The 11,681-nt window shown below is 29.2% G+C and carries 11 protein-coding genes; 5 read left to right on the top strand and 6 right to left on the bottom strand.

Features of this window, described 5'->3' with window-relative positions:
* Positions 1–52 precede the first annotated feature (52 nt).
* From ppk1 to SVN78_01270, 6 genes are read right to left on the bottom strand one after another with little or no spacing between them, the layout of a single operon-like run.
* Positions 53–2,068: a polyphosphate kinase 1 gene (gene ppk1, locus SVN78_01295; protein MDY6820242.1), complete on the bottom strand. Its 2,016-nt coding sequence runs from the start codon at positions 2,066–2,068 to the stop codon at positions 53–55.
* On the bottom strand, positions 2,061–3,578 hold the full coding sequence (locus SVN78_01290; protein ID MDY6820241.1) for a hypothetical protein: 1,518 nt from the start codon (positions 3,576–3,578) through the stop codon (positions 2,061–2,063). The genes ppk1 and SVN78_01290 overlap by 8 nt, the downstream gene beginning before the upstream one ends.
* Positions 3,575–5,080, bottom strand: coding sequence for a Ppx/GppA phosphatase family protein (locus SVN78_01285; protein ID MDY6820240.1), 1,506 nt, complete (start codon positions 5,078–5,080; stop codon positions 3,575–3,577). The genes SVN78_01290 and SVN78_01285 overlap by 4 nt, the downstream gene beginning before the upstream one ends.
* Positions 5,080–5,835: a ParA family protein gene (locus SVN78_01280; GenBank protein ID MDY6820239.1), complete on the bottom strand. Its 756-nt coding sequence runs from the start codon at positions 5,833–5,835 to the stop codon at positions 5,080–5,082. The genes SVN78_01285 and SVN78_01280 overlap by 1 nt, the downstream gene beginning before the upstream one ends.
* Positions 5,832–7,283 (bottom strand): CHAD domain-containing protein, encoded by a 1,452-nt coding sequence (locus SVN78_01275; protein MDY6820238.1) that lies wholly within the window; start codon positions 7,281–7,283, stop codon positions 5,832–5,834. The genes SVN78_01280 and SVN78_01275 overlap by 4 nt, the downstream gene beginning before the upstream one ends.
* A gap of 52 nt (positions 7,284–7,335) precedes the next feature.
* Positions 7,336–7,791 carry a phosphoglycerate mutase family protein gene (locus tag SVN78_01270; GenBank protein ID MDY6820237.1) on the bottom strand — a complete coding sequence of 152 codons (456 nt, stop codon included), beginning with the start codon at positions 7,789–7,791 and terminating at the stop codon, positions 7,336–7,338.
* Positions 7,792–7,916: 125 nt separating this feature from the next.
* Between SVN78_01270 and SVN78_01265 the strand changes: the two genes are divergently transcribed.
* The 5 genes from SVN78_01265 to SVN78_01245 all read left to right on the top strand — a co-directional run.
* Positions 7,917–9,206: an O-acetylhomoserine aminocarboxypropyltransferase/cysteine synthase family protein gene (locus tag SVN78_01265; protein MDY6820236.1), complete on the top strand. Its 1,290-nt coding sequence runs from the start codon at positions 7,917–7,919 to the stop codon at positions 9,204–9,206.
* Positions 9,207–9,219: 13 nt separating this feature from the next.
* Positions 9,220–10,167, top strand: a complete 948-nt coding sequence (cysK, locus tag SVN78_01260) for a cysteine synthase A (GenBank protein MDY6820235.1) — start codon at positions 9,220–9,222, stop codon at positions 10,165–10,167.
* A 15-nt stretch (positions 10,168–10,182) separates the two neighbouring features.
* Positions 10,183–10,527, top strand: a complete 345-nt coding sequence (gene tatB / locus SVN78_01255) for a Sec-independent protein translocase protein TatB (GenBank protein ID MDY6820234.1) — start codon at positions 10,183–10,185, stop codon at positions 10,525–10,527.
* On the top strand, positions 10,508–11,266 hold the full coding sequence (gene tatC, locus SVN78_01250; protein ID MDY6820233.1) for a twin-arginine translocase subunit TatC: 759 nt from the start codon (positions 10,508–10,510) through the stop codon (positions 11,264–11,266). Before tatB ends, tatC begins: the two co-directional genes overlap by 20 nt.
* Positions 11,267–11,270: 4 nt before the next feature.
* A partial coding sequence (locus tag SVN78_01245; protein ID MDY6820232.1) for a radical SAM protein occupies positions 11,271–11,681 on the top strand: 411 nt, incomplete at its 3' end.

Genomic DNA, 11,681 nt, shown 5'->3' with positions numbered 1-11,681 from the left:
TCTACATCCAACTACTTTTGCTAAAAAGCTACACTGTAAATAATGTATAAATCTATAATATGGGGTTTTTAGTCAAATAGTCCTGGTGATCAAAAGGGGCTTCATCAACTGGTTTATTTTTTACATATTCCTTCTTTATTAATTGCCATGACTTACAGTTATCTCTCAAATTATATTGCAATATTTTCATTAAAACATTTTTAGCCCTATCATCTATTATCTCAAAAAGTGATTCAACCCTATGATCCATATTTCTTTCCATCCAATCTGCAGTTGAAATATAATATTTCTCATCACCACCATTATAAAAATAAAGTATTCTTGGATGTTCTAAAAATCTACCAACAATACTTCTAACTGTTATATTATCACTCAAACCCTCAATTTGAGGGATAATTCCACATATACCTCTAACAATTAATTCTATCTTTACGCCACTTTGACTGGCTTCATACAATTTTTGTATAAGTATTTTATCAATCAATGAATTGACCTTAACAATAATATGCCCCTTCCTCTGACATTTAGCCTCATAAATTTCTTTATCTATTAGTGATAAAAGTTTATCCCTTAACTCCCTTGGGGCCAATACTATTCTTTTCTTATTAGAAACATATTCTGTATAGCCCATTAAATAGTTAAAAAGTTGTGCATTTTCATAGCCCACATCTTCATCAGCAGTTAAATAATCAATATCCGTATATTGTAGGGCTGTCTTTTCATTATAGTTTCCTGTTGATAAATGGTTATATCTTACTATTCTATCATTTTCCTTTCTAACTATTACAAGATTTTTTGTATGTATTTTCATATTGACAAAACCATATGTTACTAAGCAACCTGCCTCTTCCAACCTTTTAGCCCACTCTACATTTTTCTCTTCATCAAAACGAGCTTTCAATTCGATTACCACACTAACTTGTTTTCCCTTTTCTGCCGCTACTATTAAATTCTTCATTATATTAGAGTCTCTATTTGCTCTATATAAAGTCATCTTAATTGAGAGCACCTTATCATCACACGCAGATAATTCTATTAATCGAGTAATCAGATAAAAATTATTATATGGTCTATATAATATTATATCTTCTTTTTTTATCCTATCAAAAATAGCATTATCCAGTGGAATATCCTTCGGTAAAACTGGTTTAAAAGGTGGATAGTAAAATTTTTTATTCTCAACGTGAACATCAAACAAAAAAGTTAAATCAATCTTGCTTTTAATTGTAAATATATGAGCATCCTGAAAAACAATCTTATCCCTTAAAAAATCTCTTATGTTTTTAGGCATTTCCTTGTCAAATTCAACCCTAACAACTTTACCTTTTTTCCTCTTTGATAATTCACTTTCAATTAATTTCAAAAGATCCTCAGCACCTTCCTCTTCAACGCTTAAATCTGCATCCCTTGTGATTCTAAAAAGATAATTGTTATTTATATTATAGCCATAAAATATTCTATCCAAGAATCTCTCAATAATATCCTCAACAGCTAATATATAGTTATAGCTACCTATTTTTATTTTAAAAACTCTCTTTAAATTATCAGGTATTATAATAAGTGAATAGAATATGTTGCCATCTTTTTCCATTTCAATAAATATAGACAATCTCTGATTATATATAAAAGGAAAAGGATTTGCAGCTGATAAAGTAATTGGAGAAATCAAAGGAAAAATCTCATCATTAAATATTGCCTCAGCTATATCATAAAGCTTGCCCTCTATCTTTGGAAAAAATATAATATTATGCTTTTTGCACTCTGCAACCAACCTTTCAAAAATATCGCTTTGTTCTTTGTAAAGCTTGCTAGCTAGTTCTTTAATATTATCGAGTTGTTGCCTTGGGGTCATACCAGATCTATCTTTTTTTGAATATCCAGCCTCTAACTGGTCAAATAAGCCTGCCACTCTAATCATATAAAATTCATCCATATTAGATGAAAAAATAGCTATAAATTTCAGCTTTTCAAAAAGAGGAACATTTGAATCCTTTGATTCATACAAAACCCGTTGGTTAAATAGAATATTGCTAATTTCTCTATTAATAAAAGGATATTTATTATTCATAATCAATCTTAATCTCCAATTCAGGTTTTATTCCATAATTCTCTAAAAAAAGTTTAGATTTTTTACTAAAGGCCAACTCCTCTAAAAAAGGATGTGTCCAAGATCTAGCAACAATCTTTAGCCTACCATCACCTTGAATAACATCTATATCACTTACAATATTTTTATGACTTGCATCAAGAGAATCAGCAATCTTTAAAATACTGGCTAGCTTATATACTATCAATCTTTCACTAATATTTAGATCATACAATTTATCTTCATGACTTATATATGGATTATCCCTGTGTAACAATGAGATTAAAGCTATAATATTTATACTTTCTTTTGATAAACCTGGCATACTTAAAGATTTAATAATGTGATAAGAATGTTCTTCATGATCTCTTGCATTTATAAAATAACCAACCTCGTGCATAATTGAAGCAGCTTCTAACAAAAATCTCTCTTTGTTTTTCAATGAATGTATAGCCTTTATGTTATCAAAAATATTTAAAGCAAATTTTGTTACTATCTTAGCATGGTTTTTATCAAAGTTAAATCTAGCACCTATATAAAAAAATGTCTTTCTGAGTCTGTTATTTAAACCACCATCCCGTAATATATTAGTAAAAAAACCTGAAAGCATAGCAGGGAAATTAACCCTTGTAAAATGTATTTCGTTTAAACCAGTAAAGGATAACATATTAATATATGTTGTTAGTGTTGGAAGGAGTATCTCAGCATCTAATCTGCGCATATTATATAATCTTACAACATCATCAACAGCTATTGTTTTTATATCATCATAAATTTTCATTAGATCCTTTTTCTTAAAAAAATCCCCTTTTGGTTTGAGTACCTCTAACAATAAATTGATAGAACTGCCGGAGCAGACAACATACTGAAAGCTAAATTTAGACGGCAAAGCATTTTTTATTGTATAAAACATATTCGCAACATAGTGTTGATAAGCCTTATATCTATTAACCACTGAAATATATTGAAAAATTTCATTTAAACGCAGATTACCATATGGGAGTGCAGCTGAATAAACCATCACATTATTTTTATGTATACTAATAGAAACATTACCACTTGAAACATTCGCAAACAAAAGCCCCTTTTTCTCCATCTCTTTAAAAGCTTTAAGCTTTCCCTTTACCCCAACATACTTAATATATATTTCATCAGATGGTTCTAATACGTTCAATTCTATACCTGTATTAACCTTTATGTGATCTATAAAGAAATATCTATTCCTAGCCTCTCTAACACCACTTGTACAAAGGGCACGGTAATTCTTACCAATATGATATTCATCTAATTTATGTTTAAAATTGCGTAATATAACAGTTGCCTTATTCACATTATCTAGTGAGATATAGCCTTTGGTAAATGTATCCTTTCCTAAACTCAATGGTTTAATCATATACTCTAGCAACCTCTCCTGCCCATTAAGATACTCACAAACAAGCATCCTAAAGGCTGAAGCTCCAATATTTATTATAGCAAATATCCCTCTTTTCATTTAATTATTACATTTTTCCCTAATATATTCTCTAGTAAATCCTTTTTTCTATTAGCACCTTCTATCTCAAGATAAATATTACTCTTCGATATAGGCTTTATATATAAAGCCTTATCTTCTTCAGTTAAATGAATATCCTTAATCAAATCATTATGAGATCTATCCAGTCCATCTGCTATCCTTAATATAGCTGCTAATTTCTGTGTTATCAGCTTTTCTTCATATGTCATATCATTGTAGGGTTTATGTGTCGGTTTTGGTACGCTTCTCCTATGATATCTTGCAATATTTGCAATTAATTCTATCTCATTGGGTGAAAAACCTAGTAATTCTGAATTTTTTATTAAATAATAAGAGTGCTTATGATGGCCAGAATAACTAATAAATGTTCCTACATCGTGTAAAATAGCTGAAGCTTCTAATATGTTTTTGTAGTTTTTATCTAAGGATAATCTCTCCATTAGTAAATCAAACAATCTCAATGCAAGTTTATTTACCTGTCTTGCATGATCTTCCTCAAAATTAAATTTGTTACCTATCTCAATAAGCCTTGAAAAGATAACACTCTCACCATTTTGAAAAGGCAAATCAATACCCATTTTATTAATAGTATCTATTGTTAAACCTGTCCTTAAGCCTGCTTTCATTGTATAAAAACCAGACAATCTAGTTTTCTCTAATAAAATATCAATAAATATCATAGCCGCAAGCATAATGTCAGACCTTTGCGGTTCAATACCAGCTAGTTTTTTTATCTCATCAATACTATGTATGCTCATATAACTAATCATTTTCTTTAAATACTTCCTATCAACATATTTTACCGCTTCATTTTCTTTAGATTTTTCTTTATAATACATTTCGGAAAGGTTATACATTGTACCACCAGAAGATATTACAAGATCTATATCACTATTAATATTAAGCCCTTCCAATCTATCATTAATATATCTTTTCAAATTTAATATTTCTTCTATTGTAGGTGGATTATGCTTTATAAATAATTTAGTCAATTTTGAACAACCCACCTCTAAGCTTATTGATTTAATTAAGTCACCTTTCTTTGTTATGCAAATCTCTGTTGAACCACCTCCAACATCAACAACAACTGCATCATTTTTTGAAAGTTGAAAATTTGCAGTTGCAGATAAATAATTATAGAAAGCCTCTTTTTCTCCAGGAATAATTTCAATATCAAAATCTATCTCTTTTTTTACTCTATCCACAACGTCAAAAGCATTATTTGCTTCTCTAAATGCAGCAGTAGCAACAATTTTAACAGTATCAACATTTTTTCCAATTATAAGTGATTTTAGGTTTTTCAAAACTATAACTAAATTATCTACCGATTTTTCGTCAAAAAAACCTTTTTGAAATACATTATCACCTATCCTTAAAATTTTTTTATAATCCTCAACTATTTTGTAGCTTTTACCAAAAACTTCTGATATCTGCATTCTAACAGAGTTACTTCCAATATCAATTACAGCAATTTTTGACATTAAAAATTAAAACCTCCCAAAAGTTCTTTGATTTCCCCCCAAAGATCTCTATATGAATTATCTGCTTTACTATGTTTAGCAAATATAGCAACTGGAGCCCTATATTCACCCATTAACTCAATTGTTGAAGAATAAGGTATTGTTGTCTTAAGGCAATATTTATTATTTTTACTAAATTCATCCATAGTATTTTTATGCATTTTTTTTCTTCGATCAACCATTGTAAAAAAAGGGCATATAAATACATTTTTCTTAAAATTATTTTTAATATGTTCTACCAATAAGTCATATGCTCTAACTGAAAGGGTAGTTGGAATAAGTGGGAAAAGAATTAAATGTGAAATATTGATAATATATTCTAACAACTGGTTAAAACCAGGCGGACAATCAAATATAACTATATCGTAGTCTTCTTCTAATTCGTCTAACCTGTTTACAAATTTCTTTTTTGCTTTCTTAGTATCATTAATTACTATATCAATATCCTTCAAAGAAAAATCTGAGGGTATTATATCTAAATTTTTGTAATTACTACCTTTAATATTATTCTTTATAAAGGATTTTTCTTTTAATATATCCTCAGTTTTACCTTTTATCTTATTTTCAACTCTAAAATAGAAAGAAGCAGAGGATTGTACATCAAAATCCCACAATAAGACCCTATAATTATCACATGAGGCTAGAAATGCTATATTAACTGCTGTAGCAGTTTTGCCCACACCACCCTTTAAGCTGTTAATTGCAAGAACCTTCAATAATTAATAACCTTTTTAAATTTCTTACTATCTATAAGAGTATAAAAATTATCATAATGATCTAAAAAATTAGTTGAGCTTTCCTTCTTCTTTTCATCTAACAACCTTATAATATAACCAGCCACTAAATAAACACTGCTCTTACCTTCTGGCTGGCCTAAATCTTTAAGTATTTCATATATCATATTACTCTGTACCTGAACATCCTGGTACAAACCTAGTGAATCTTGTAATTTTTTTAATGCTGATATTGCATCAGAATAAATATCTTCCCTATAAATAGGATTAAAAAACTCTAATACATATCTCAGTTTTTTACATGCAATCCTTAATTTATGCATATTTACTGGATTAAAATCAATAACAGCAATACGATATCTTCTATCCACTTTTTTTAATGCCTTAGAAATATAGAATGATGCTATTTCACCAATTGGCTTATAACCATATTCTTGCACACTACCACTAGGATCATCTAAAAATTTACTCCATTTCTCTAACAAGGTATTGAACTTTTTTGTTTGTAGAAATCTTCCCAATTTATTATATTCTTTATTAATTTTACTGCCTAGATAATCTAAAATTAATGTAAGACCATCATTCAAATCACCTGATAGCTCATATTTTAACTCAATTAATGTTAAAAATTGAACATCTAAATCCCTTAAATAGTTTGTTTTTTTCATCACACCAGCGAATTCATCTTTAAAAATTGCTATTTCTTCATCTTTGAATATCTCCTTTAATTGATTTAAGGCTGTTCTTGTTCTTCTAAGGGAAACTCTAAAATCATGCAGAAATTCTGAATCTATTTGATTGGAAATACCAAATAAATTTATTCTTATTATAGAAAGTAATTTTTTTAATATCTTCGAAATAGCTAAATATGCTTTCTCATCCCTTTCTACCTGAATATCTATTTTATTTGAATATCTCGTAATTTTTAAATTAAGAGCTGAAAACAAATGTTCTGGCAGATTTCTTGCTTTTATATTGTCTAAATTTAAGATTTCTTTTAATTTCTTATTTATCTCTTTTGTTTCTTTTTTATAACCTTTTATCCTATGGACATATAAAACTTGAATATTAAAATCAGAAATTTCATATATGCTAAGTTTTGAGAAAATTTTCTTATTTGCATCATATATATTATATATTTCCTCAATACCTTTAAATTTTTTTAGTGAAATTAAAGCTCTGGGACCTAAAATATCTTTTAAAATTCCTCTAACTTCGGCATCATCGACATCCCACCAAAATTTAAAAGGTGTATTAGCAAAAGTAATGGTATTATTTTTTTTAGTATAAAATAAAATATACTCTTCATTTTTTTTATATAATATTATATTTTTAAAATACAATGAATATTCAAAGGTATCAAAAATCTCATAGCTATTCTCATTTTTATTCTCAAGTTCTAAAGTATATAAATTGTTTAAAGATGACAAAAAATTTTTATTAGAATTCTTAATCAAGTAATAATATATAAGCCAAACCTCCTTATCTTAATATTTTTTGTTGTATTAAATTTACAAGAGCACCATCCTTTATGTGTATAATTGAGCCTTTTTTTAAAACAATCATTAACTTTCCTTCAGATAAATAATCAGATACAAAATTTTGTATATCTGGATTATGCGAAACTATTGAAATAACTTCATATTTAGCATATTCAGTAATTATTGAGTGATAGTTATTGATCTGTGAACCTGGATTCAATCTTTTATCAACTATTAATTTAGCACTACAAAATTTATTTAATATTTTACCAGTTTTAACAGACCTTTCAGCTTCTGAAGTAAAAATTATATTAGGTTTCTTAAACTTAGAAACAAATTTTTTAAAGGCTTTATGAGCTAGCTTTTCCCCTTTTTTTGTAAGAGGTCTTTTTAAGTCATCTTTACTCCATTCATCTCTATTTAATGCATGGGCATGTCTTATAAGATATATATCCATATAGTAATGCTCCTTATATATTATATTTATATAATATTTTCTTAATAATCAATATTATATCAAAAATTATTGTTGCTAAATATATTAAAATTCATAGAATAATCTAATATGCTTCAGGAGGTATTATGCACAAGATAGAATCTTTATTATTGCACGAAGGCTATACGCCAGATAAAACAGGCGCAATGGCACCACCAATATATCAAACAACAAGTTATCAGTTCGCTAGCACTGAAAAGGCGGCAAAATTGTTTGGTTTAGAGGAATTTGGCTTTATGTACACAAGGATTAACAACCCTACAGTAGATATATTAGAGAAAAGATTATCAGCACTAAATAAGGGAACATCATCAGTTGCAACAGCCTCAGGACAAGCTGCAATAACATATGCTATATTAAACATTGCTAAAAACGGTGATAATATAGTCTCATCAACTAATCTATATGGTGGAACATTTACACTTTTTAAATATACTCTCTCAAAATTTGGTATAAATGTGCGTTTTGTAGACTCCTCTGACCCTAACAACTATTTAAATGCATCAGATGAAAATACCAAGGCTTTTTATTTAGAAACTATAGGCAATCCAAGAAATAGTGTAAGTGACTTTGATAAAATTGCAAGTAATGCAAAATCACTAAATATACCACTTATTGTAGATAATACTGTATCACCTTATATATTTAATCCCTTTGAATATGGGGCAGATATAATAGTCTATTCACTAACAAAATTTATCAGCGGGAATGGCACTTCCATAGGTGGTGCAGTTGTGGAGAAAGGTGATTTTAATTGGGCCAATGGTAAGTTTGATGACTTTGTTAAACCTGATCCTTCCTATCACGGACTAAAATTTTGGGAAAAATTTGGCAACCATGAAAAAGCTGCCTTAAAAGGGCATTCTTATTCGATGAAACTTAGATTACAATTGCTAAGGGATATGGGCGCAGCCCTTTCTCCCTTCAATGCTTTCTTAATCCTTGAGGGTCTTGAAACACTCCCATTGAGAATGGTAAAACACTGTCAAAATGCTCTAAAGGTAGCAAAATTTTTAGAAGAACACAAAAATGTCAGCTGGGTAAATTATCCAGGCTTAACAAGCCACAAAGATCATAATAATGCAGAAAAATATCTAAAAAATAACTTTGGGGGAATAATTGGTTTCGGAATAAAAGGTGGTTATGAGGCAGGAAAAAAATTCATTGATAATATAAGCATGATTAAACATTTGGCGAATATTGGTGATTCAAGGAGCTTAGTAATACACCCAGCAAGTACAACACATTCCCAATTAACGAAAGAAGAACAAAAGGAAGCTGGAATTAGCGATGATTTTATTAGATTATCAGTAGGATTAGAAAATGTCGATGATATTACAGGTGAACTAGATAAAGCTTTAAACTGTACAGTTTAAAGATATAAAAATAATGGCTAAAACATATAACAAATATTATCAATCAATAGGAAACACGCCATTAATTTATTTAAGATCATTTTCAAATATTATAGATAATAATCTATATGCAAAGGTCGAATCTAGAAATCCATCATTTTCAGTTAAAGATAGGATAGCATACGGAATGATCACTGATGCACTAAAGACTAGCAAACTAAGAGATGATATGGAAGTTGTTGAGCCTACTAGTGGAAATACAGGTATTGCTCTTGCAATGGTTGGAGCAAGTTTAAATATTAAAGTAAATATTATAATGCCTAAATCAATGAGTGATGAAAGAAAAAAAATTATAAAGGCTTTTGGGGCAAATCTAATACTAACTGAACCAGATAAAGGAATGAAAGGAGCAATTGAAAAAGCTGAGACCCTAACCAAGGAATCCCCAAACAAGTTTTATATGCCTGACCAATTTTCTAACCCATCTAATCCTAAAATCCATGAGATTACAACAGGACCCGAAATAGAAAGCGCATTAAATGGTAATATTGACCTTATATTTGTAGGCGTTGGCACAGGAGGCACAATTTCTGGTATTGCATCATACCTTAAAAAAATACGTAAAAAACCTGTAGAAATAATTGCAATAGAACCAGTAAAAAGCCCAGCAATTACTTGTTCGTTAAATAGCAAAACTTTTACAGCAAAGCCTCACACTATACAAGGCATTGGTGCAGGTTTCATCCCTAAAACATTGAATTTATCATTAATAGATGATGTTGTGACAGTTAGCGATGAAGATGCACTTAATTACACTAAAGATCTCATAAAAAAAGAGGGTATTTTTGCAGGTATATCATCGGGGGCTGCTTTAAATGGAGCTTTAAAATATCTAAAGAAAAATAACATAAAAAGTAAAAATGCTGTCATAATTTTACCTGATACGGGAGAACGTTATCTAAGTACCCCAAAATTTTTATAGGATAAGGGATAAACAATGTTTGGATTTGGTTTTTCTGAAGTATTAATAATATTAATAATTGCTCTTATTATTTTAGGACCCAACAAATTGCCTGAGGTAGCAAAAATGGTTGGAAAGGCCTATGCACAATTTAGAAGAGCCTTTGAAGACATTAAAGACTCTGTAGATTTAGATCTTAATAATAATGTGCCTAAAAAAAGAAGTAAAAATTTAGATGAAATCTATAAGGACAAATGGCAAAAAGAGATAAATACTGACAAAAAAGATAAAGATGAGAAGAAGGATGCTTCTAATTCTATAGAAAAAGTGAATAACAAAGAAGAAAAAGAGAATAATAAAGATGCAACAAGCAGAGAATAAAGCAAACAATAACGAATATATGGATGAAAAACTCCCTCTTACAGCTCATTTAGAGGAGTTAAGATCTAGATTAATAAAAATATTTATTTGTCTAATAGTTGTATTCTCATTGTGTTATTGGAAGAGTGAAATAATATTCAATTTTATATCTGAGCCCCTTGTTAGATATTTACCTAAAGATTCTACCTTGGCAATAATAAAACTAACTGAAGGATTTATAACAGAGCTTAAAATGTCTTTCTTTGCAGCAATTTTTTTCAGTATGCCCTTTATATTATATCAAATATGGAAATTTATTGTGCCAGGTTTATACACCCATGAAAAAAAGTATGCAGCCTCCTTTGTAATTTCTGCTTCAATATTATTCTTCATTGGTGCAGCTTTTGCTTACTATATTGTCTTTCCCTTTGGTTTTAAGTTTTTTTTAAAATACGCAACAGGAGATATTACAGCCACACTCTCAATAGGTTTTTATCTCACATTTTTTATGCAATTAATACTGGCATTTGGCATTATCTTTGAGCTACCTATTTTTATCTTATTCTTGTCAAAATTAGGTATTGTGAATACAGATATGCTTAGAAAGAATAGAAGATATGCAATACTTTTAATATTTATTGCTGCAGCAATACTAACACCACCTGACGTAATCTCTCAGTGTATGATGGCTGCTCCATTGATCATTCTATATGAAATAAGCATTTTCGTTGCTAAAATATTTAGCAAAAAAAAGGAGTAATTTTATGAAACTAATTGATAGGCATAATAGAAAATATACCTATTTAAGGCTTTCAATCACTGACAGATGCAATTATAAGTGTAAATATTGCCATCCCTTTAATGAATTTGTGCAATTACAACACAAACAAATACTAAAATATGAAGACCTATTATTTATTGTTAATGAATTAACAAAAGTTGGAGTAGAAAAGATCAGATTAACTGGAGGTGAACCACTCGTCAGAAAGGATTTAACCAATTTTATCAAAGAGTTAAGCTCTATTCAAGGAATAAAAGAAGTAACTTTAACAACAAATGGCTCACTTCTCCATCTTTATGCAGAGGAACTGAAAAAAAGTGGGGTTAATAGAATTAATATAAGCCTTGACTCACTCATTGCAGAAAAATATGCTGAAATAACAGGTGGATTTAGC

Source organism: Deferribacterota bacterium (assembly GCA_034189185.1).
GTDB lineage: Bacteria > Chrysiogenota > Deferribacteres > Deferribacterales > UBA228 > UBA228.
Note: the sequence above shows the minus strand (reverse complement) of the source record. Positions and strands in the feature narration are given on the sequence as shown.

What these genes read in the sequence shown, in the direction of transcription:
- SVN78_01265 (MDY6820236.1), top strand. Translation starts at nt 7,917, where the DNA reads ATGCACAAGATAGAATCTTTATTATTGCACGAAGGCTATACGCCAGAT.
- tatB (MDY6820234.1), top strand. Translation starts at nt 10,183, where the DNA reads ATGTTTGGATTTGGTTTTTCTGAAGTATTAATAATATTAATAATTGCT.
- tatC (MDY6820233.1), top strand. Translation starts at nt 10,508, where the DNA reads ATGCAACAAGCAGAGAATAAAGCAAACAATAACGAATATATGGATGAA.
- SVN78_01270 (MDY6820237.1), bottom strand. Translation starts at nt 7,791, where the DNA reads ATGGATATATATCTTATAAGACATGCCCATGCATTAAATAGAGATGAA.
- ppk1 (MDY6820242.1), bottom strand. Translation starts at nt 2,068, where the DNA reads ATGAATAATAAATATCCTTTTATTAATAGAGAAATTAGCAATATTCTA.
- SVN78_01285 (MDY6820240.1), bottom strand. Translation starts at nt 5,080, where the DNA reads ATGTCAAAAATTGCTGTAATTGATATTGGAAGTAACTCTGTTAGAATG.
- SVN78_01290 (MDY6820241.1), bottom strand. Translation starts at nt 3,578, where the DNA reads ATGAAAAGAGGGATATTTGCTATAATAAATATTGGAGCTTCAGCCTTT.
- cysK (MDY6820235.1), top strand. Translation starts at nt 9,220, where the DNA reads ATGGCTAAAACATATAACAAATATTATCAATCAATAGGAAACACGCCA.